Here is a 22,322-nt window from a genome sequence, read left to right as displayed (position 1 = left end):
TCCCGCCATGTCCCGTCGCCTCGCCGTGCGCAGCCCGGCGGATCCGTTGCCCTGGGCGTTCGCCGTGGTGCTGACCGCGCTCGTCCTCATCGGCGCTACCACGCTCATCGCGCGCGCGAGCGTGACGGCCGACTCCGCGGGCGCCGCGATCGAGGGCACCACCCTGGTCGGCGACGCGACGGCCGTGCAGCTCGAGGCCGCGACCCGTCCCGCCGAGGCGACAGTGCGCGGCGTGGCGGGAACCGTGGGGGTCGACCCCGCGATCCTCGCGGATCCGAGCCGCATGCTCGACGAGCTCGGCCGCCTCATGGACGGGACGTCGAGCATCGCCGCGATCTCCGTGGTGGCCGCGGACGGCTCCGAGAGCGAGCTCGATCGGCGCGAGCCGGGCTTCGTCTTCCGCACCGTCGACGCGGAGGGCGCCGTCGAGACGACGGTGCTCGACGAGTCGCTCGAGCCGGTCGAGCCGCGCGGGGAGGCGCCGCGGCGCGGGCGTCCCGAGCGTGCGTGGCTCGATCCTGCGCTGTGGTCGACGGGCGTCGTGTGGAGCGACCCCGAGCGGCTCGCCGCGGTCGACCGCACGGTGGTCCACGCGTCGATGGCCGCTAGGGACGTCGACGGCGCCGCGGTCGCGATCGTATCCGTTCGCCTCGACAGCGGCGTCTTCGAGCGCCTCCTTTCCGGCTCCCCGGCCGCGACCTACGGCGAGGTCTCGGTGGTGGGGGAGGACGGGACCGTGCTTGCGGGCGAGACGAGCCTCGCCCTCCCCGAGGACGCGGAGACCTCGCCCGCGTCGCAGGGCGTGGTGACCGTGGGCGAGGTGGTGACCTACGAGCGCGCGGTGAGCGACACCCTGCCGTGGACGCTCACCGTCGTGGTCGACGGCGACCGCGTGCTGCCCGCGATCGCCTCGCTCGATCGCACGATGCTGCTGTACACGGTGGTGATCGTCGTGGTCACCGTCCTCATGAGCCTCCTGCTGTGGGCCCTGCGCCGGCCCGCGGGCGAGGTGTCCGTGCGCGCCCGCACCGACGCCCTCACCGGGCTGAGCAACCGCCACCACTTCGAGGTGCGCGGCCACGACGTCCTCCAGGCGGCACGCCGACGCGGCGCGCGCGTCGCGGTCGCCGTGTTCGACCTCGACAACTTCAAGGCGGTCAACGACGGCGCGGGGCATGAGGAGGGGGACGATGCGCTGCGCGCCGTCGCCGACGGACTCGCCCGGGCGTCGGGCCCGCGCGACGTGGTCGGACGGCTCGGCGGGGACGAGTTCGCCGCGGTGCTGTGGCTCGCGGCCGACGAGGAGCCGGCCGAGGTGGTCGAGCGGCTCCGCTCGGGCGCCCACGGATCGCTCGCCCGGGTCGTCGGGGATCGCTTCGCGGTCGGGGTGAGCGCGGGCTGGGTGGATGCCGCGACGGCGGACTACCGCCTCGCGCCGCTCGTGCGCGCGGCGGACGACGCGCTCGTGGCCGGCAAGCGCGCGGAGAAGGGCGTCGCGTACGAGGCTGCCCGCGCGTGACCGGGCCCGCGCATCGTCCTGCTACCGTGGCTCCATGACCACGCGCCAGGCCCGCATCACGCGTCGCGCCGCCGTGCGTCTGTTTCTCTAGGCCCGGGGAGAACCCCCGGGCCTGACGCCATGGTGCGCGCCCGCATCGTCCCTCCGCCCTCGGAGCCGCCCGCGCGCCCGCTAGACTTCCCCCGGTTGTTTTCGAGGCTGTGAAGGGCCATCCATGACTGAACTCTCCCCGCTCGACGCCGCTGGCGTCGATGCCGCGGTTTCCGATGCGCTGGCGGCCTTCGCCGCCGCCACTACCCTCGACGAGCTCAAGGAGGCGCGGCTCGCCCACACCGGCGACAAGGCGCCGCTGACGCTCGCGAACCGCCTTATCGGCGGTCTCGAGCCCGCGGACAAGGCCGCTGCTGGCAAGGCGATGGGCGGCGCCCGTGCGGCGATGGGTCGCGCGCTCGCCGCGCGCACCGCCGAGCTCGAGGCCGAGCGCGACGCGCGCGTGCTGGTCGAGGAGGCCGTCGACGTGACGCTGCCGTCCTCGCGCGCGCTCGTGGGCGCCCGCCACCCCATCGAGACGATGCAGGAGCGTATGTGCGACCTGTTCGTGTCGATGGGCTGGGAGGTGGCCGAGGGGCCGGAGATGGAGGCGGAGTGGTTCAACTTCGACGCCCTCAACTTCGACCCGGACCACCCGGCGCGCGAGATGCAGGACACGTTCTTCATCGACCCGCCCTCGTCGGGGCTGCTCATGCGCACCCACACCTCGCCGGTGCAGGTGCGTGCGGCGCTCGAGCGTCGCGACTCGCTCGAGGAGGGGCGCGGCATCTACGTGGTGTGCCCGGGCAAGACGTTCCGCACGGATGAGCTCGACGCGACCCACACGCCGGTGTTCCACCAGATCGAGGGCCTCGCCATCGATCGCGGTTTGACCATGGCTCACCTCAAGGGCACGCTCGACCACTTCGCTCGCGCGCTGTTCGGCCCCGAGGCGATCACGCGCCTGCGGCCGGCGTTCTTCCCCTTCACCGAGCCCTCGGCGGAGATGGACCTCCGCTGCTTCGTGTGCGGCGGCGCCGATGCGGCCTGCCGCACGTGCCGCGGCACCGGGTGGATCGAGTGGGGCGGCTGCGGCATGACCCACCCGAACGTGCTCCGCGCCGCCGGGATCGACCCGGAGAAGTACACCGCCTTCGCGTTCGGCATGGGGATCGAGCGCACCCTGATGTTCCGCCACAACGTCACCGACATGCGCGACATGGTCGAGGGCGATGTGCGCTTCTCTCAGCAGTTCGGGATGGAGATCTGATGCCCAAGATTCCGCTTAGCTGGCTCGCGGAGTCGGTCGCGCTCGAGCCCGGCGCTTCGCCGGTCGACATCGCCACGTCGCTCGCTCGCGTCGGTCTTGAAGAAGAGGGCATCCACGGCTCGGGCGTCGAGGGTCCGCTGGTGGTCGGGCGGGTCATGTCGTTGGTCAAGGAGGAGCAGTCCAACGGCAAGACCATCAACTACTGCCGCGTCGACGTGGGGGAGTTCAACGACCCCGAGGGGCCGGGGCACAAGCCCGACAACAAGGTCGACTACCCGTCCTCGAAGGGCATCGTCTGCGGTGCCCACAACTTCGTCGAGGGCGACTACGTGGTCGTGGTGCTGCCGGGTGCGACGCTGCCCGGGCCGTTCCCCATCTCCGGCCGCAAGACGTACGGCCACTGGTCGGACGGCATGATCTGCTCCGCACGTGAGCTGGGACTCGGCGAGGACCACTCGGGCATCATCGTGCTCACCGAGATGGGGTTCTCCGCTGACTCTCTCGAGCCGGGCCAGGACGCGATCGCGCTGCTGGGGCTCGATGAGAAGACCATCGAGATCAACGTGACGCCGGACCGCGGCTACTCGTTCTCGATCCGCGGGGTGGCGCGCGAGTACGCGCACGCGACCGGCGCATCGTTCACCGATCCCGCCGCGCTTGCTGTCTCGGGGGCTGCCGGCGACGGCTTCCCGGTGCTGATCGAGGACGCCGCGCCCGTGCGCGGCAACGTGGGCTGCGACCGGTTCGTCGCGCGCATCGTCCGGGGCTTCGACCCCGCCGCGGCGTCGCCGGGCTGGATGAAGCAGCGCCTCGAGGCGGCGGGCATGCGCTCGATCTCGCTCGCGGTGGACGTCACCAACTACGTCATGCTCGAGCTGGGCCAGCCGCTGCACGCGTACGACCTCGCGACGCTGACCGCGCCCATCGTGGTGCGCCGCGCGCACCCCGCCGAGCAGATCGAGACGCTCGACGACGTCGAGCGCGTGCTCCACGGTGAGGACCTGCTCATCACCGACTCGCTCGGGGGCCACGGCGCCCGTCCCGTCGGCATCGCCGGCGTCATGGGCGGCGCGCTGACCGAGGTCTCCGCCTCGACCACGGACGTGCTGCTCGAGGCCGCGCACTTCGACCCGATCACCATCGCGCGGACCGCGCGGCGTCACAAGCTCGGCTCGGAGGCCTCGCGGCGCTTCGAGCGGGCCGTGGACACCGCGCTGCCTCCCGTGGCGGTGCAGCGGGCGGCGAACCTGCTGGTGGAGCTCGGCGGCGGCGTGATCGAGGACGTGTTCACGGATGTGGACAACGTGCCGGCGGTCGAGCCGATCGAGATGGACGTCGACTTCCCGTCGCGCATCGTCGGTGTCGCGTACTCGCCGGAGCAGGTCATCGACTCGCTCACCCAGGTGGGGTGCACGGTCGAGCGCGACGGCGAGGTGCTCATCGTGACGCGTCCGACGTGGCGCGCGGACCTCGAGGCGCCCATCAACCTGGTCGAGGAGGTCGCGCGCCTGCAGGGCTTCGACGGCCTGCCGTCCGTGCTGCCCGTGGCGCCTCCGGGACGCGGCTACACGCACTCGCAGCTGGTCCGGAAGTCGGTGGCGCGCTCGCTGGCCGAGGCCGGGCTCACCCAGGTGCTGACGTACCCGTTCATCTCCGAGGCGCGGCTCGACGAGTGCCTGCTGCCTGCCGACGACGTCCGTCGTGACGTCATCCGCCTCGCCAACCCGCTGAGCGCCGAGCAACCGCTGCTGCGGACGGCCCTGGTGGAGACGCTGGTGGACGCGGTGCGTGTGAACCTGGGTCGCGGCGCGCAGGACGTCGCCGTGTACGAGACGGGGCGTGCGTACCTCGGTCGCCTCGTTGGGGCGATCCCGGCGACCTACTCGGGTACGTCGATCACGCCCGACGATGTCGAGGCGCTGAACAAGGCCATCCCCGGCCAGGTGCGCCGTGTGGCGGGCGTGATGGCGGGCAACCGCGTGACGTCGGGGTGGGACGGCCACGCGACGCCGTGGCGGTGGACCGATGCGCTGGCGATGGTCGAGAAGGTCGAGCGCGCGTGCGGCGTGGTGCTCGAGATCTCGTCGGAGGCGGGGGAGCGGCAGTCGACGGCTCCGTTCCACCCGGGCCGCGTGGCGGTGTACCGGCTCGAGGGCGAGATCGTCGGCGTCGCCGGCGAGCTCCACCCGAAGGTGTGCGAGAACCTGGGCCTCCCGGCGCGGACCGTGGCGTTCGAGCTCGCGCTCGACCCGCTGATCGAGGAGAGCGAGGGCGTGCTGGTGACGGCGTCGCCCGTGTCGGGGCAGGTGCTGGCGAAGGAAGACTTCGCTTTCGTGGTCGACTCTTCCGTGACGGCAGGCTCGCTTGTCGACGCCGTGATTTCCGCTGGGGATGGGCTGGTCGAGGACGCGCGCGTGTTCGACGTCTACACGGGCGAGCAGATCGGTGAGGGCCGCAAGTCTTTGGCCGTCAACGTGCGCATGCGCGACGCTGACCACACGCTGTCGGCCGAGGAGGTCCTCACGGTGCGCGAGGCGATCATCGCGGCGGCCGCCGAGAAGTTCGGTGCCGTGCTGCGGTAGTTCAGCCTGAGCTGAAGATGCGGCGTCCGGCGGGGGAGACCCGGCCGGCTGCACGATGACGTCTCGATTGCAGTTTTGCGAACGCCGCGCTGGATCAAACGTCACGTGAGTGTCGACGACGCTCGATGCGCCAGGAATCCGTAGGGTTGCCCACGAACGCGAGTGTCAGGGGTGCTCAGTACGGTTGGCGCACTGACCAGCAGGAGGTATGAATAGCATGAGTAAGGCCCTGGAGCCGGCCGGACCGTCTGATGGCGTGAACAGGTGGGGATTGGTCGACCTCTTTGCGGGATGCGGCGGAGCGTCCGCAGGCTTTCTTGCGACGGGCGCGTTCGATCATCTTTGGGCTGCCGACAACGATAGGTGGGCGGCCGCGACCTACGAGAAGAACCTGGGCCACGAGGTGGCGACGGTGGATCTGCTCGAAGTTGCCGAGTCGAGCGCGGATGTCTGGGCGGCCGGAATTCGAGCTCGGCATCGGGGCCCGATTTGTCTTGTCGGCGGGCCACCGTGTCAGGGCTTTTCAAGTCACGTCAAGGTCCGTGGCGATAGTCGCGGGCGGAACACCCTCTATGGCGCGTTCGTTACGTTGGCTATTGCACTCGAACCCGAAGTAGTGGTCATCGAGAACGTCCCCGATCTATTTGCCACGCGGAACTGGGAACTCTTCGCCGACGCACGGTCGAGACTCAGTGACGCGGGTTATAGAGTGCGAGCGCGAATCCTAAACTTCGCCGAGTTCGGCGTTCCACAGGAGCGATTCCGTGCCGTGGTAATCGCATCGCGCGCAGACCACCCTGAGGTGCGCTTTCCGGCTCCGACACACGCCCAGGGGGCATTCTCCAGCGTCCAAGAGTGGATTGGCGAGCTCAGCCCAGTTGCCAGCGGCGAAGTTGCGGAAGACGACGCGATGCACCAGGCGAGTCGGCATTCCAAGGCCACGCTCGAAATCATCCGCCAGGTTCCTGCAGACGGCGGCAACAGACCCATTGGTGTGGGCCCTGAGTGCCTAGATCGTACGCGGACCTCTCACGGCGGTTACACGGATGTCTATGGACGACTTGCCTGGCAGACTACCGCGCCAACCATCACTGCACGGTGTCGCACCCCTTCCTGCGGGCGGTTCATTCATCCCGAGCAGCATCGGGGCCTCACCGCGCGAGAGGCTGCACTGCTTCAGACATTCCCTTCGAATTGGCATTTCGTCGGTCCGTTTGACGACCGATTCAAGCAAATCGGAAATGCAGTTCCCCCGCTTGCCGCACGTCGTATCGCTGAGGCTGTGCTGTCGGGTGGCTCACACAGTGAAGCGGGGGTGGTTGAGATTGGCGATGAGCCGATTGGGTCATCGTTTTCTGTTCTTATTCCGGGTATCAGACGTCGAGGAGGTAGGCTTGCCGAAGGCAATTGACGCATTCGCGGGCGCTGGTGGTTTGAGTTTGGGCCTTTGCCAGGCAGGTTTCTCCGTGGGTCTTGCATTTGACCACGATCCAATCGCGGTGGCCACACACGAGGACAACCTCGACGCCCGTGCGATGGTGCTTGACGCGAACTCTGTTTCGGGAGGGGATTTGCTCGCTCTCGCTGGCATAGCGAGGGGCGAGCTCGATCTCTTGGCAGGCGGACCGCCATGTCAGGGCTTTTCTCTTCAGCGCAGGGGCGAGCGCAGTGACCCTCGCAATGAGCTCGTCCTTCGGTACTTAGAGTGGCTTAGCGACATGCAGCCACGAGCATTTCTTGTCGAGAATGTGGCCGCGATTACGTCGGTACGGGGGCGGGCGGTAATCTCTGCTGTACAGGAACATGCTGAAAATCTGGGCTACTCGTGCGAACTCAAGGTTCTCGACGCAGCAGACTTTGGGTTGGCTCAGCATCGGCGCCGCGCGTTCCTAGTTGGCATCTTGGGAGGTAAGGGCGCGTTCAAGTGGCCAACTCCATCTGCCGAGCACAGCTGCCGCACAGTACGCGACGCGATCGGCGATCTGCCAAGTCCCCCTTTGGACGGCAGCCCGCATCCAGAAGTCGCAAATCACTATAGAGAAGCTCGTCTCTCGCCTCTAAATGAGGAACGTATAAGCTATGTCCCTCAAGGGGGCGGACGCCTTGACATCCCTGAGCGTCTGCAGTTGAAGTGCCATCAGGGTTCTCATCGCCACCTTGATGTCTACGGGCGTCTTGCCTGGGATGCTCCAAGTGGGACCATCACCGCACGCTTCGACAGCTTCACCCGCGGGCGTTTCGCGCATCCAATCGAGAATCGCAGCCTGACAATCCGGGAGGGTGCCCGGCTTCAAGGCTTTCCCGATGACTTCGTCTTTCGAGGAAACAGGGAGGCTGCAGCGCGGCAGGTTGGGAATGCCGTGCCGCCGCCGCTGGCATATCAGCTGGGTGTCGCGATTCGGAGCGCTTTGAACGCGGTCGACCAAGACAACGCGCTCGAAAGCTCGCCCACATTGGTGGGATCGGCAGAGAGTACGGCGTAAGTGCAGCCGCGAGAGTCCGTCCCAAGGACCTCAACGCCCGGTGATTGACCGGGAAGCGCGGGCGTCACCAGGGCCGCGGCCGTCGCATTCCATGCGTCTGCGTGGGCCATGAGCTGGTAGAGAGATTGTTCGCTAGCAACGTTCCCGGTACTGCGGTACTTTGCGTCGAATATGACTGTGCGAGATCCATTCTGGATTACTACGTCGGGCTCGGCCCTGCGAAGACGGGTCGCTGCGTCGCCACGCTTGAGCAGCGCTCTCGGAGAAGACTTGCCGTGGAACACATGTGCTGGACTGAAGAGGGTGCTCGTCAAGGCCAGTACGGCGCGTTCAAAGAGGTCGGGCACGTCCACCCACGCTGACATAGGCGATGTGAGCGCGGCGCCGGATCCAACGAGTGTCATACCAGTGATGAGTAGCTCGGCGATGTCGACCAGGGCAACATCCTCGCCCCTCCCAGCCATGACGGCGTAGCGTCTAGCATGCTCAAAATCGGGGAGCACTTGGGGCGTTACGCCGGCAAGCCGTGCACAAAGTGCGCCGCCGAGCGAAGCGGTATCTGAGTACGCGGTAATTTCGTATGCGCGCAACGCGCCAGCCGCTAGAACACGATTGAGCGGCGTGTCTGGCGTGAGCCGACGAATGCTCGTTGCGAGTACGTTCCTACGCCCTGTCGCCCAAGCCTTCATAGTCCGGGCCGTGTCGAGTCGACCGCTCGGTTGCTCGCCCAAATACCGGGAGGCTTCGTACCTACGATCGATGCCGCTAGCTGTGGCTTCAAGCGCTGCGGAAATGAATGAGCGCGCAATCAGCTCGTGCGGAGGCTCAGATCTTGGATCGGTCCTCGTAGACTGGCGGGCGACGCGTATTCTCTGGTGAGTCGCGATCGGGAATAAGGCGTGTACGGTGCCAGGCACCAGCTCTCGCACTTCGATTGTGTGAGAAGTACCGATCGCCAGATGGCCTGCAAAGCCATAGGAGTCGATGCGCACGTTTGAGTTTGCGACTGTGAGAGTCGCGACTCGGTTCCGGACCCAAGGCAAGGTGCTCAGCTCGATCGCGGACTCAGCGAATTCAGCTTTCGGTATGTCGATCGTTGCGTACATAGCCATTTGGTGGTGGCGATGGCTCGAGGCGAAGCTTCCTCGAGGTGCCCCTGTCGTCGAGGCGATCACGGGACGCTACGCACAGCTTGGTCGCCGTCGGGGAGCGTTGCGGATGCTTCACTTTCGCCGATTGTCGCTCCCTCGGAGCCACTTGAGGAATCGGGCTCTGCGTCGAGATTCTTCCACTTGAACGAGGTGGCCACTGCCAAGGCGTCTGCGTACACCGGCACACCGCCCCTGGTAAGGAAGTGAGTGAGCACCTCATCCCACAGATCAGCTAGATCTCGTTCAGTCTTGCAGCCCACGAACACGCCCTGAGCAAAGGGGAGGTCTTCTGGGCAACGTTCGTACCATTCCACCAATTGGGCCGCCAGTAGGTCGTCCATCCCGTTGGATCGCAAGATGTCTCGGAGGCCCTCGACGCTCCTCCCGATCGGGATTTGCCGCAATCTGCGAACGAGCGCATCGTCCATGTTGAGGACACTTCGGTCTTGAGGGTTCATAGTGGCGAGAAACACGAGATTGTCGGCGAGTTCGACTTCACGAGCAAGTCCGGCGACCCAGAATGGCACCCGACGATATTCGATGTAAGTGAGAACTTCGCCCAGAGTGTTGGCGAGATCGGCGCGACTAAGCTCGTCGATAACAACTACGTGCCGACGGCCGGGATTTGCTAGTGCGCTTTTATTGAGGTCAAGTAGTTTCGAAGGCGTTCGCGTAAACTCTCCAGCCCCGCTGGGTTGGAGACCCCCAATGAAATCCTCGTATGCGAAGTTGGCATGAAACTGAATCTCCAAGATGTCCTCGGGATCCGCGATTTCTTTCGCTGCGGCGCGAGCAAGCGAGGTCTTGCCACTTCCAGCGGGGCCCGACAAGCAGAGAATTCGGCTATCGCCGAAACGTTCGACGGCAGATACGACGCGTTCGAGGAGGCGGATGCGTCCAGGTCCCAGCGCTTCGGGCGCCGTGTCCCGTGGTGCGTGAGTCAAGGGCTGAGCGGACGATAGCCATGCCATGTAGCTGTCGACGTCAGCCGGTACAGGGCTGGCGCTTGGCGCTGCGAGGCTTGCATCGACTAGGTCCAGGATGCTGGAGTGAAGGTGGTGGAAGCCTTCGCTGTCGCCTCGGACCGTGAGAATAGCGTCCTTGAAGCCGGCCCGGGAGATCCAAGCGATCGTGCGATCGTGGTAGTTCCCACCGCTTAGCTCGGGAGGTGCGACGTCGCCGAGTAGCCTTTGAGCAATATCGTCGTTATCAGGACTGTACTCATCCGTGTCGCGTGCGGCGCGAACCTTCCCGATCGCGGCGTCTAGATCGCTTTCCTGCAGAACGTGTGCCAGGACCCGAGCTACTTCTTGCCAGTGAATCTTGTTGTCGAGACTTCGCGCCGCCTTGAGTATTGCGAAATACGGCCGTATATCCGTTCCAGCGGGATATGACGTCTCGTTTTGGCGAATCGGCGAATCCAGCCTGTGGCGTACCAGTACTGGGAGCATAGTCGCGGCGAGTTCGCGGCGCTGGAGCTCTGCATGTACCTCGCCCGCTCGTGTTGCGACATCGAGGCTCTCATCGACCAGCTCGGCAACGCGCTTTCCCGTTTGCGTAAGCCGAACCTTCTTGTCGGAATCTACATAGACGAGGCCTAGGCCACGAAAATACGTCAGCCAGGTGCGAAGACGCGATGCCGACTGCGTCTCTCGCTCGGGATCGACGTTCTTTTTGCGGACGCCCATCGCTGTCAGCAGGTCATCATATGGGGCCTGCCATGCCTTGCCATCGATGTCGGCCAAACCGAGGAAGATCCTTGCGCCGGGGTCCTTAGGCGCTCCAACAGGTGTGTAGTCGGGGACAACGTCGCGCGCCGACCAACCCCAACCTTGCGTTGTGTTCATGCCGTCGAAAGTAGCGTGAGCGGACTGCGCTCGAATGCAGCCGCGCCGAACCACCAAGGGTGACGCCCGCGCACAGCTAGCTGCCCCAATCATCCCGGGAGACGCCGCTCGCCGAGTTGGCTCGGACCTCCGTTAGTTCCGGTGCATCGCGTGATGTGCGTCACATGGGAATTCAGCGACTGGCGTGCCCCGGCCGGGTTGTCGGTACCTGGCGCTACTTTCGCCCGTGATCCTACTGAAGCTGTGCTCGTTGATTAGCGGAGCATTGCTGTAACCGCTGGGGAGTGAGATGTACGTGGCAAGGCAGAAGATGATGTGGAGCGCGTCCGACGTGGTGCTCGCCGCCGAATGCGAGTACGCGACGCTGCGCCGTCTTGACGAGGTGCGCGGGCGCTCTCTGCGCCTCGCAGTCGAGGCCGATGCGCTGCTCGAGCGCGCTGGAGCTCTCGGTGAGCTTCACGAGGCAGACGTGCTCATCGCGTATCACGACGCCGTGGCGGCGGCGAGCGGTCTGGATGCGACCACCGTGATTTGGACCTGGCGGCCCGGCGATGATGAGACGCTGCCCGCTGACGTCACCGCGCGCATCGTCGCCATCGAGGCGCGGCCCGAACACCGCCGGCCGACCGCGGACGAGCTCGCCGCGTCCGCTCGAGTCTCTCTGGCCGCGCTCGCGGCGGGTGCCGCGGTCGTCTACCAGGCCACCATCATGAGCGATGGCTTCCACGGCTTCGCGGACTTCCTGCTGCGGGAGGACGTGGCAGCGGGGGAGATCGACCCGGCCAAGGGAGCCGGAGCCGCGTACGTCGTCGCGGACTCCAAGGTGGCGCGTCACGTCAAGACCTCCGCGCTGCTGCAGATCGGCTGCTACGCCGTGACACTGCGCGACGCGGGCGTGGCTCTCGCCGACGCAGCACGTGTGATCCTCGGCACGGGCGAGCACATGGACTACTCGCTCGGGGAGGTTGAGGCCGTGGCGCGCGCCGCGATGGCGCGCTTCCAGGAAACCATGGTGGCGCACTCCGCGAGCGAGGTGCCCGTCGCCTGGGGCGACGACTCCATCGCGATCTGCGGGGCGTGCGCGCACTGCATGGATGCGATCGCGACCCACGATGACCTGCTTCAGGTCGCCAACCTCCGTCGACAGCAGCGCGCCAAGCTTCGCGCTGCCGGGATCACCACCGTGGCGGCGCTCGCGGAGGCCACCGAGCCGCCCACCGGGATGGCGCGCGAGACCTTCGAGACGCTGCGCTTCCAGGCCGCGATGCAGAAGGGTGTCGCCCCACTCGCACCTGACGGCGGCACCGTTGAGTACGCCAAGGACGGGGCGACGCACAGGCTCAGCTGGCGGCTCATCGACCGCAGCCGCATCGACGCGCTGCCCGCGCCGTCCGAGGGCGACGTCTACTTCGACTTCGAGGGAGACCCGCTGTGGCAGTCCGCAGATACGGGGGAGTGGGGGATCGACTACCTCTTCGGTCTGGTCACGCGACCCGAGTCCGAGAGTGCTGCGCCGCCGTTCACAGCCTTCTGGGCCCATGACCTTCGCCAGGAGAAGCAGGCGCTCAAGGACTTCATCGCCTTCGTCGACGAACGCCGCGCGGCCTACCCCGACATGCACGTCTACCACTATGCGCCGTACGAGAAGACGCATCTGCTCTCGATCGCGAAGCGGCACCAGACTTGCGAGGACGCCGTCGACCGGCTCCTGCGCGAGGGCGTGTTCGTCGACCTGCTCCCGGTGGTGCGGGGGAGCCTGCGCATCTCGGCGTCGTCGTACTCGATCAAGAAGCTCGAGCCGCTCTACATGGGCGACCACCTCCGCACGGGCGACGTGACCGACGCGGCGACCTCGGTCAATGTGTACGCCGACTACTGCACTGCGGTGGCGGCAGGCAAGGCCGACGAGGCGGCGGACCTCATCCGGGGCATCGCCGACTACAACGAGTACGACTGCGTCTCCACGCTCGAGCTCGACGCCTGGCTGCGTGCCCGCGCCACGGAGTCGTCGATGCCGTTCGTCACGCCCCTCGTGCGCACGCCCCGTGAGAGCAAGGACGATGCGGAGGAGCCTGACGCACCGGTCGGCCCGTCCGTTGTCGACAAGATCCGCGACCTGGTCGAGGCCCATGACGACGCTCACGGTCACTCCGGGCGCTCGGTCGACCTCCAGGCGCTGGCGATGCTCGGCGCGGCGGGCGAGTTCGCCGACCGTGAGAAGAAGGTCTACTGGCAGGACCTCATCGGCCGGCTGCAGACCCCCATGGACGAGTGGAGCGAATCTCGGGAGCACATCCCCTTCGTCGGCGCTCGCGTTGTCGAGGACTGGCGCGACCCGACCAAGGGGCGGACCGGCAAGTCCCTGGCCCGCACTCTCGAGGTCGAGGTCGACCTGCCCGCCGGCGCGAAGCTCGACTCGATCAAGGCGATGTACTCCGCGTCCACCGATCACCCCGGATCCTGGGCGCCCGACCTCGCCGAGTACGCCACCGGCGGCGGCACTCTCCGCCTCGCGAAGGACGACGACGGCGAGCCGATGATCGAGAGGCGCGGGACGCTCGCCGTGCTCACGCTCGTCGAGACGTGCAAGACCGAGAACGCGCCCGACGCCTGGGACGACCGCCCGCTCGCGATCCTGCCCGGGTCGCCGCCGGACGCGCGCGTGGTGCAGGAGTCGATCCGCGCCGTCGCCGAGTCCGCGCTCGGCTCCTTCGCCGCACCCGACATCGCCGACGAGTCCGCGGTGCTGTCCCTCCTGCGTCGCGCCGACGCGGTGCTGCCGGCCGTCGCCGGCCATGACTACGCCGGTGCCATTCTCGGCGCCCTCGCGCCCGCATCGTCGTGTGTCTCCGTGCAAGGCCCTCCCGGGACAGGCAAGACCTACACCGGCTCGCGGGTGATCGCCGCCCTGATCGAGCGAGGCTGGCGCATCGGTGTCGTCGGCCAGAGCCACTCGACCGTCGAGAACATGCTCATGGGCGTCGCGAAGCTCCCTACCGTGGACGCGAAGGGCCAGGTGTTCAAGGTGGGCGGGCCCAAGAATCGCGACCCGTGGACGTGGCTGGACAGCATCGACAAGCGCCCGGCTGACGGCGGCTACGTGGTGGGCGCGACGGCGTGGGGTTTCTCCAAGCTCGACGATGCGGCGTTCGACCTGCTCGTGGTGGACGAGGCGGGTCAGTACTCGCTCGCGTTCACCATCGGGGCCGGTCGGTCAGCGGAGCGACTGCTGCTGCTCGGTGATCCGCAGCAGCTCGGACAGGTGAGTCAGGCGGTGCACCCCGAGCACGTAGCCGAGTCTGCGCTGTCCTGGGTGGCCGAGGACGGCCTTGTCCCCGAGAGCCGCGGCTACCTGCTCGACACCACGTACCGCATGCACAGCGCCGTGACGGCGCCAGTCTCGCAACTGTCTTACCGAGGCAAGCTACACTCCGACCCGTCGACCGACGCGCGTGCTCTTAAGGGCATCGTGCCCGGGCTCGAGGTGGCGATGCTTGGCCACCTCGGCAATGCCACGTCCTCGATCGAGGAGGCCGACGAGGTGGTGCGCCAGGTCGAACGGGTCATCGGACGGGAGTGGGACGACGGCAAGAAGGCTCGTGTGATCGGCGAGGCGGACATCCTGGTGGTCGCGCCGTTCAATGCGCAGGTCGGGCTCGTGCGCGAGCGGCTCGCGGTCGCCGGGTACGAGGAGATCGAGGTCGGCACGGTCGACCGGTTCCAGGGACGCGAGGCGCCGGTCGCGATTCTCACCACCGCGACGTCGTCGCCCGAGGACTCGCCGCGGGGGCTGAGCTTCGTGATCGAGCGCAACCGCACCAATGTCGCGGTGTCGCGTGCGCAGTGGCTTGCCGTGATCGTGCGGTCCAAGCACCTGACCTCGGCGATCCCGAGCACGCCGGAGCAGTTCGTGGAGCTCGGGGCGTTCGTGCGGCTGTGCGACTCCGGACGGGCAACGCCGAGCGTGTCGTCGGTCGCGACGGTGGCGACGGCGCATGCCCGAGGTTGACGCAAAGCCGAGCGCCGGCTCATCTGTCCCGTCGACGGTGCGGCGCTCGCGCGTGCTGCGGGCGGCTCGCTGGCAACCCCGCGGCCGCCTGTCGGCGGCCATCGATAGGGTGCGACCAACATTGGCATCGCGTGTCATTGCGCTGTGCCCGAGATCAACGAGGAGGCCTTGCATGGCGATTCCCACCCAGGTCCAACCGCAGACGATTCCCGCGGCTGAGCTCGTGAGCATGCTCGAGCGCGTGGGTGCTTCCGCCGCGCAGCTCGCTCGTGCCATCGACACGGAGGCGCATCGCGTGACGGCGTGGACCCGGAGGGGAGTGCCGTCCGAGCACGCCGGAACCGTGCGCGCAGCGATGTCCGACGCCGCCAGGCTCGAGGCCGTGCGCCGGACTCCCGGGGTCAAGCCCGGGCCGCTCGCGATGGACCCGAATACCTTTGCCCGGCTTGTCGAGAAGTCCGGGATGAGCAAGGCTCAGCTCGGCTCCATGTTCGACGTCCACCCGGACACCATCTCGCGATGGATCGACGATGGTGTGCCGTCGACGGGTGGCGAGATCTCCGAAGCGATGCGCGAGCGATTCGCCTGGATGGAGGCGCCTCAGCGGATGTCCGGTCCCGACTTTGTGCGGGCGATGGACGACGCTGGTCTTTCGGTGAACACCCTTTGCAAAAGGCTCGACGTGACCCGGTTCACTGTGACGAACTGGCGAAGCAAGGGAGTGCCGGCGAAGTGGGTCCGTCTGGTCGAGGCGCACCTCAGAGGCGATGCCGATGCGCCGACCATCCCGAAGCGCACAGGCGGCCGCGTGGGTGTGCCGCCCGCCGACGCCGTCAAGTCCGAGCCCATTCTCGGCGCCGAGTTCGCGAAGATGCTCGCCGATGCCGGCCTCAACCAGACCCAGGCAGGCCCCATCCTCGGCGTCACGCAGACCACGGTCAGCCAGTGGACTCGCACGCACGTGCCGGGGCATCGTTCGGTCGCCGTTCGGGATGCCCTGGCGCCGCTCACCTGATTCGCTGCGCACGTCACCACCACGATCATTGGAGTAGAGAATGGAGATCATCTTCATGGCGCGCTGGGCTCCCGAGGACCCGGCACTTGTCCGGCATAAGCTTGACGATGCGGTGACGGCTCTCGGGGCCGAGACGGCCCGCATCTGGCGATCCGCCGGCGGCAGTCCGACCGCGTTCACGCCATACGGCGTCGAGGTGCCGTCGACGCTGGACCTCGCCCACGCAGCCTTTCAGCGGATCGTGGACCATGCTGCAGACGAGGACGGTTCGCCTGAGGCGACCGAGGCTGTCGAGGAAGTGCGCACGTTCATCCGCAACCGGGTCGACCTCGCGGCCTACCTTGAAGAGCTCGAACTAGTCGACATGGACACGTGGTCGGACGCGCTCGTTCAAGACACGAATTCCGAGTGGGACGGCCAGGGGGAGAACCTCCCCGTGGACAGCGAGTTTCGCGAGTACCTGTGGAACGGCAACCTTCGTAGTGCGCTCGATGTGGCGACTGCGTGGGTCTGGGCGGTCGATCTGCTCGCGTGCGTCGACGAATGGCTGGCGTCCCGGCCCGCCTCCGACGAAGCTCAGCGAGCGTAGGTCACCGATGGCCGACGCGGTCATGGGGACAGGCACGGGGACGACTGGCGGAACGATGGTATTCGCTGCGATCCCCGAACCCGACGGCTTCGACGAGGAGTCCGCTCGGCTCGTTTGCGCCGCCTTCGAGGACCTCCGCGAGGAGCTGCCCGAGTTCGGGCGGACGTTCGGGTTGGTGCGGCCCGTCGCGATCGACCTCACTGCACCCTCGCCGTATGAGTCGTTGGTGGGCGACGTCGACGCCAGCGATCGCATCGCGCAGATCGAACCGTCGGGTCGGATGTCCATCAATCCCGACGTTTTCTCCGGCATGCTCCCGCCGGAACGCGCCGCGGTCGTGATGCATGAGCTGATGCACCTGCTCAACATGGAGATCCTCGGGCGGTACGCGCGCGGTTTGCGCGGCTTCCAGACGGCCTTCGGGTGGAACATGTGTGCGGACGCATCGATCAACGCGGCGATCCGCGATCTAGCGGCGAGGGGCATCACAGCCACGGTGACGCTCCCCGAGGGCTGTATCTATCCCGAAGCTCTCGACGAGCTCGAGCACTACGACGGCGCACCGTCCGTTCCGGCCTGGGCCACCGCGGGAGGCTACTACGACTTCCTGCGGGCGCGCATCGTCCACAAAGGACTCGGTCGTATTCCGGAGCTCGACCCGATTGAACCGTCACCCGAGCTGGCCGAGCGGTTCGAGAAAGTCGCAATGGTGGCACGGGACGTGAAGTCTGCAATTCTTGCGAACCCTCGCTACCGGGGCTCCTACCTCGCCGACTGGTCGCGCTCCGACTGAGCGGGACTTGTTCGTCAGTACTCGGGATCAGGCGCGGGTTCTCCGAACTCGTGCGGTTCCGCGAGATCCCACGGCTCGAGGAGTCGCACGCGGAACTTGCGCGCGCGCACGGTCCACCAGCGCGCGTTCTTGTCATATGCGGCGTCGATGAAGCCGGCGTCGGCGAGCGCGCGCAGCGCGGCACGCCCGCGGCGCACCCCGACGTCGGAGAACAACGTTTCTTCATCCAGATGCCACACCGGGATGCTTCGCACTCCCGCGAGGATGTTCGCGGCAACCGGATCGTCCTGGAGGAGGGCGCGTCGTGCGCCTCGGTAGCGTTCGGGACGGTTCGCGTAGCGGAACAGCTCGGCGCTTCCCGCGAGATGATGCGCTCCGGTGCCGACCGCGAGGAACACCTCACGGAGCACCGTGTCGAGCTCATCGTGGTCGATCTCGCCGGGCCCCGCGAGGACGCGCGCGCATCGTGCCCAATCGGTGCCGCGCTGGAGCATGCCCATAGACAGCCCGCTGGGCCCCAGGTGATTGCCGGCGAGCGCCCAGTCGAAGAGCGTGCGAGCGCCGACGCCGTGCAGTGCGTCGTCGTGATCCAACGCCGCGAATGCGAGCATCGTCAACGCCGCCTTGAGCACCGCGTGCGGCGACTTCTGCGTGCGCCACTGTGCGGCTCCGCGCTCGAACGGGTGCAGCACCGCGGCGGGCGCGACGGCACGCGGGACGTCGCGGAATCGGTCGGGATGGTCGGGCAGTGCGTTGTGCATGAGTGGCAGCGCGACCCCGCGCCATGCGACGTCGAGGTCCGTCGCCGCCCGCGTCGCCGCGATGGAGGCGTGCCATGCGACATTGTTCTGGACCACGTCGCGGCGGTCCTTGCGCTGGTAGCTCCACATCGTGGCGACCGTGCCCATGGCGCGCCACGTGGTGCAGTACCCGCCGAGCTCGGCGTTCGCCCACCCATCGATGCGTGTGATGTGCTCCTGGTGATAGCGCGGCCAGCCCTCGAGCATCGTGGCCCACAGGTAGCCAAGTCCGTGCGCGGCCTCGGCCATCGCATCGGCCGTCGCGGGCGAGAGGGTGACGTCGATCTCCCACGGCATCGTCGGGATCCAGTGCCGCAGCGCGGGCAGCTCCGGCCGGCTCGCCGGCGCGGGCATCTCGATGTAGTGGCCCATCCGCACCTCCTTTGCAGGCCAGACGCTAGCGCGAGGCTCCGACATCCTGTGTCAACGACGCTGTCGGAGCCTCCCGGTACGGTGTCGCCGATCGAGAGCAGGAACGGACGATGCGGCGCTGGCGTGAGTGGCCGGCCGAGGGTGGGGGAGCGTGATGCAGGTCTTTGTTCCGAGGGTCGTGGGGCGCATCCTTCACGAGCTGCTGGCGGCGCCCGGGTGCCCGGTGCGCGGCCTCCACGTGCCAGACTCCGAGGCGGCCGATTGCGAGCCGTGCGTGCAGGCGAACACGCCCTCGGGCGAGCCGGTCGCGCTGGTATTCGAACCCGTGCATCGGGAGAGGCAGTCGCCGTACCGCTTCGACACGCCGGACCTCGCGGTGCCGCGCGAGCCGATGCGGGTGTCCTGGCTGCCCGGCGTCGGACCGCATCGTGACGACGGCCCCGCCGTGGTGTGGAGCGAGGTGGAGCTGTGGTGCTCCGAGGGGCTGGTGCACCGGGACGGGGCGCCCGCGCTGGTGATGTGGGACTACGAGGTGTGGTTCGAACGTGGCCGCGTCCATCGGATCGACGGGCCCGCAGTTGTCAGCGACTGGGACCGTCGGTGGGTGAACCATGGCGTGCCGATCGACGAGGACGAGGCCTGGGTCCGCTTCCTCTGGGAGGAGGCCGGAGTGGTGCCGGACAACGACGGCGCGCACCGCCTGCTCAGTGGAAGCCCGGACCTCACGTGCGAGGGCACCTTCCGTCGACCGGACCCCAAGCGCGTCGCGGCGATCCTGCGAGTGTCGCCCAACCTCGGGGATCACGGGCCGCGCGAGGAGGGAGTCCCCGATCCGCGACCGCGAGAGGTCGACGGTTCGCATCCCTTCCATGCGAGCTGGGCCCTGGCCGAGGTCGCCGCACCGCTTCCGCGCATCGACTACGACCATGACGACATTCGCCGCCGGCTGATGCTCGGGGAGCGGCACGGCACGCTACGGCGCTGGGCACGGCCGGTCGACGAGATCCTCGGGCAGACGCATGAACGCAGGGACCACGTCGGGCAACTGCTGCGAATCGACCCGATCGCGCATTCCTGGGCGGAGGCCGAGCGGGGCAACCTCCTGCACGCGATCCTCGACGGGCACCCGCGACGAGAGCTGCTGACGGGGTTGGCGTATCGCGCGGAGACGATGCGCGACATGGTCGACCAGGCGTGCGACCTTGCCGTGGCAAGCCACGCCACAGGTGGTTGGCCGGCCGGGCTGGCGCACCAGCCGGACCGCTCGATCGAGTCGCCCGTCGAGCGCGCCTTCGAGTTCGCCGCGCGCCTCATCGCGGCGGGTGTCGACCATGCGCTCGCCGTGGCGTGGGCGTGGGGGATCGCCGCCGCGCACGGCTACGAGCTGCGTGAGCCTTTCCTGGGTGTGCGCTACCGCGACGATTGTGGGAACGCCCCGATCGACGAAGGGCTCAAGCCGCCGTCCACGCCCCTGTCCGAGTACTACGAGGCGGCGCTGGCGGACCTGCGCGATCGCCAGGACGGGCACCGGTTCATGGAGCTGATGGTGCGCACGTACACGCGGCCGACGGTGCTGGTGTAGGTGATCGGCGGCGGATTCCAGGCGTGAGCGGAGCGTCGTCGAGCAATGTCGGCACTCCGTGCCATGATCCAGTCCGGCTGTCTGTGAGGGGGAGAAGTTGTCTGCTGCTGAGAAGCGTGTCCGGTGCCGTTCGCTCGTCGGATTCCATGTCACCAAGCGGGGCCGGCTGAGGTGTCCCGTGCATCGTCCGGTGCTGGAGTGCACGTGCGGGATCGACCACGCGGCGGCTGAGCCGTCGCCCGAGGCGCAGGCCGCGTGGGCGGAGCTCGTCGCCGAGGTCGTGAGCCTCAAGGATGCACGCGCCGAGCTCGGTCGCTACGCCGACTTCCCCGTCGACGTGGTGAATCAGCTGGTCGACGCCTATGCACCCCGGCTCGGCGGCGACAGGGCCATCGCGCTCGACTGGGTGTGGGAGGCCCAGCAGCGGACCAAGGCATGCACTGTGGATGACCTGGTCAAGTTCGCCCAGGACGAGCAGCACCTTCAGTCGCTGACGCCCGACGATGACGGAGTCGTGCGGATGAAGGGGGCCGAGGTGTACCTCCACTACACGGAGACGCCGCACTTCAGCATCCCCACGACGGCCGCACGGCTCGAACAGCTCCGCACGCTGCGCATCGGCGATACCTTCGCGTTCGAACAGACCATTCGGACGATGCTCGACCCTGCAGTCATGACGCACCAGTCGGACGACTATCGACCCGCGCCGCAGTCGCTAGGCGAGGTCGCGGCGATGAAGCAGCCGGTCATCCGCTACCTGTTCCAGGACCCGCACTACGGCACGTACATCGGCCGCGACAAGCAGCCGTTCTTCGTGCCGGCCGACGTGCTGCTGACTGCTCGCACGTGGCGAGTCGTGGGGATCGAGGAGCACGGGATCGCGGCAGATGCCTCCGTGCGTGACCTGTGGATCGTCCTTCGCGAGCTGGCAGACGATTCCGAACCCATCGAGGCGCTCCTCGACACGCCGGTTGACGACCTCGCCCCGAACCTTGAAAGGCACGCATGAAGCAGACGTTCACCACCCGGCTCCCGATCAAGGCGTCGCGCTCGGTCCGCCGCGCCATGGTGGAGCGCGCGCAGGTCGATGGGCGCGTCGTCGATGGCCTGCTCGATGCGCTCGCCGCGTCCGGCAGGCCCGTCAACGACCCCGGTCTCCATGAGTTCGCGATCTCCGCGCTGAACGCGCTCGCCGCGCTCGACGGCGCCGACGATGCCTGGGTCTCCGATCACATCACGTGCGTGTACCGCGCGCTGCAGGACTACCGCGACACGTTGCGGACCCTCGACTCGAAGGGGTTCCCTCACCCGACCCACGACCAGGTGCGTCTGGCGCTGGAGAAGGTTCGCCGTGCGCAGTACACGTACGCGCTCATCGACCGCAAGAGCGCCTTCGGCGTCGACTGGAGGATCATCGAAGAGGGCCTGCTCGCGCTCATCGCCGACGGCGATGAGCCGGTCCATGCCGACATCCGCAACATCGGCGAGGTGGAGATCCGCGGTGCCGGCCCGCGCACGCTCGGTACGGAGGCATTCATCAAGCGCATCCACGTCGAGGTACGTGGCGACCGTCGATACCTGACCGCCGTGGTTCAGCACAAGACCGATGCCGAGCCGGCACGGCCCAACAGGGAGTTCGCCGGGCTCGTGCGCGTCGCCGCCACGCGTGCCACCATCGTGGCCGACGACCGCGGGATCTCCGTCTCCGCGATGGTGGACGAGGGGCGCTCGATCAAGGAGCTGGTGGCGAAGTCCCGCACGCCCCACGGCGATGGTGTCCAGCACATGCGCCTGTCTCGCAAGATGATGGACGCTCGGAACAACTACTTCCGGCAGTACGCCGTCAAGGTCGCGCGCTACGCCGAGGCGAACAATCTGGCGGTCGAGATCGCGTTCCACGAGGGCAACACGCGCGGCAACCCGAAGATTCTGGGTATGAACACGCGGCTGCGGCGCATGCTCACCGAAGAGATCTTCCGTCAGAGCCGCAAGCGGGGAGTGGTGTTCAGGTTCGCTCGCACCGCCGCGGAGGTCGGCTTCCATCCGTGCGCTCATCCCGAGGATGTCGTCGTCGGCGGGCTCGTCGGAGCAACCGTCCACGGCATGTGCGGCGACTGCGCCTCGCAACTTGCGGTAGCGTAGCGGCCGTACCTGGACGCCATGCGTTCGGTGCGTTCATGGGCAGGGGGCCTGCCCGGCTGAGTTCGCTCGCCGTGAAGCCCACACTCCTTTCTGGGGCGGTCCGACTTCGGTCGGGCCGCCCCTTCTTCTTGTGTGGAC

15 protein-coding genes are annotated in these 22,322 nt (G+C 67.5%); 12 read left to right on the top strand and 3 right to left on the bottom strand.

Features of this window, described 5'->3' with window-relative positions; all coding sequences use genetic code 11:
- Nucleotides 1–7: 7 nt before the first annotated feature.
- The 5 genes from AOM09_RS15630 (at nucleotide 8) to AOM09_RS15655 (ending at nucleotide 7,884) form a co-directional block, all read left to right on the top strand.
- Entirely contained in the window at nucleotides 8–1,519 is a 1,512-nt protein-coding gene (locus AOM09_RS15630) for a GGDEF domain-containing protein (RefSeq protein WP_062384596.1), read from the top strand.
- Nucleotides 1,520–1,733: 214 nt separating this feature from the next.
- Entirely contained in the window at nucleotides 1,734–2,819 is a 1,086-nt protein-coding gene (gene pheS / locus AOM09_RS03720) for a phenylalanine--tRNA ligase subunit alpha (RefSeq protein ID WP_062384593.1), read from the top strand.
- Nucleotides 2,819–5,401 carry a phenylalanine--tRNA ligase subunit beta gene (pheT, locus tag AOM09_RS03715; protein ID WP_062384590.1) on the top strand — a complete coding sequence of 861 codons (2,583 nt, stop codon included), beginning with the start codon at nucleotides 2,819–2,821 and terminating at the stop codon, nucleotides 5,399–5,401. Before pheS ends, pheT begins: the two co-directional genes overlap by 1 nt.
- A gap of 217 nt (nucleotides 5,402–5,618) precedes the next feature.
- Complete coding sequence (locus AOM09_RS14830; RefSeq protein WP_169747608.1) at nucleotides 5,619–6,812, top strand: DNA cytosine methyltransferase; 1,194 nt, start codon at nucleotides 5,619–5,621, stop codon at nucleotides 6,810–6,812.
- On the top strand, nucleotides 6,733–7,884 hold the full coding sequence (locus AOM09_RS15655) for a DNA cytosine methyltransferase (protein ID WP_369346014.1): 1,152 nt from the start codon (nucleotides 6,733–6,735) through the stop codon (nucleotides 7,882–7,884). Before AOM09_RS14830 ends, AOM09_RS15655 begins: the two co-directional genes overlap by 80 nt.
- On the opposite strand, the gene AOM09_RS14820 is transcribed toward AOM09_RS15655, so the two are convergent.
- Together AOM09_RS14820 and AOM09_RS14815 are read right to left on the bottom strand one after the other, a co-directional pair.
- Complete coding sequence (locus AOM09_RS14820; protein ID WP_169747606.1) at nucleotides 7,782–8,990, bottom strand: 5-methylcytosine restriction system specificity protein McrC; 1,209 nt, start codon at nucleotides 8,988–8,990, stop codon at nucleotides 7,782–7,784. The genes AOM09_RS15655 and AOM09_RS14820 overlap by 103 nt on opposite strands.
- A gap of 65 nt (nucleotides 8,991–9,055) precedes the next feature.
- A complete protein-coding gene (locus AOM09_RS14815; protein ID WP_169747605.1) occupies nucleotides 9,056–10,882 on the bottom strand; it encodes an AAA family ATPase in 1,827 nt (608 codons plus the stop codon).
- 295 nt (nucleotides 10,883–11,177) lie between these two features.
- Here AOM09_RS14815 and AOM09_RS03705 point away from each other — a divergent pair, with 295 nt between their 5' ends.
- The 4 genes from AOM09_RS03705 (at nucleotide 11,178) to AOM09_RS03690 (ending at nucleotide 17,288) form a co-directional block, all read left to right on the top strand.
- Nucleotides 11,178–14,891: a TM0106 family RecB-like putative nuclease gene (locus AOM09_RS03705; RefSeq protein WP_169747604.1), complete on the top strand. Its 3,714-nt coding sequence runs from the start codon at nucleotides 11,178–11,180 to the stop codon at nucleotides 14,889–14,891.
- Nucleotides 14,892–15,063: 172 nt separating this feature from the next.
- Complete coding sequence (locus tag AOM09_RS03700) at nucleotides 15,064–15,906, top strand: hypothetical protein (protein ID WP_062384581.1); 843 nt, start codon at nucleotides 15,064–15,066, stop codon at nucleotides 15,904–15,906.
- Nucleotides 15,907–15,946: 40 nt separating this feature from the next.
- The gene (locus AOM09_RS03695; protein ID WP_062384576.1) at nucleotides 15,947–16,495 is read left to right on the top strand and encodes a hypothetical protein; all 549 of its coding nucleotides are present in this window, start codon (nucleotides 15,947–15,949) and stop codon (nucleotides 16,493–16,495) included.
- 7 nt (nucleotides 16,496–16,502) lie between these two features.
- On the top strand, nucleotides 16,503–17,288 hold the full coding sequence (locus AOM09_RS03690; RefSeq protein ID WP_062384573.1) for a DUF2201 family putative metallopeptidase: 786 nt from the start codon (nucleotides 16,503–16,505) through the stop codon (nucleotides 17,286–17,288).
- A gap of 14 nt (nucleotides 17,289–17,302) precedes the next feature.
- On the opposite strand, the gene AOM09_RS03685 is transcribed toward AOM09_RS03690, so the two are convergent.
- Nucleotides 17,303–18,460: a hypothetical protein gene (locus tag AOM09_RS03685; protein ID WP_062384570.1), complete on the bottom strand. Its 1,158-nt coding sequence runs from the start codon at nucleotides 18,458–18,460 to the stop codon at nucleotides 17,303–17,305.
- A 154-nt stretch (nucleotides 18,461–18,614) separates the two neighbouring features.
- Between AOM09_RS03685 and AOM09_RS03680 the strand changes: the two genes are divergently transcribed.
- From AOM09_RS03680 to AOM09_RS03670, 3 genes are all read left to right on the top strand, one after another.
- Nucleotides 18,615–20,042, top strand: a complete 1,428-nt coding sequence (locus tag AOM09_RS03680; protein WP_228375051.1) for a hypothetical protein — start codon at nucleotides 18,615–18,617, stop codon at nucleotides 20,040–20,042.
- A gap of 178 nt (nucleotides 20,043–20,220) precedes the next feature.
- Nucleotides 20,221–21,051, top strand: coding sequence for a hypothetical protein (locus AOM09_RS03675; RefSeq protein ID WP_062384564.1), 831 nt, complete (start codon nucleotides 20,221–20,223; stop codon nucleotides 21,049–21,051).
- The gene (locus tag AOM09_RS03670) at nucleotides 21,048–22,184 is read left to right on the top strand and encodes a hypothetical protein (RefSeq protein ID WP_062384561.1); all 1,137 of its coding nucleotides are present in this window, start codon (nucleotides 21,048–21,050) and stop codon (nucleotides 22,182–22,184) included. The genes AOM09_RS03675 and AOM09_RS03670 overlap by 4 nt, the downstream gene beginning before the upstream one ends.
- The last annotated feature ends 138 nt before the right edge of the window (nucleotides 22,185–22,322 follow it).

It is taken from the genome of Demequina iriomotensis (genome assembly GCF_000971395.1).
In the GTDB taxonomy this organism is placed as follows: Bacteria; Actinomycetota; Actinomycetes; order Actinomycetales; family Demequinaceae; genus Demequina; species Demequina iriomotensis.
This window is presented reverse-complemented; position numbering and strand designations above follow the sequence as displayed.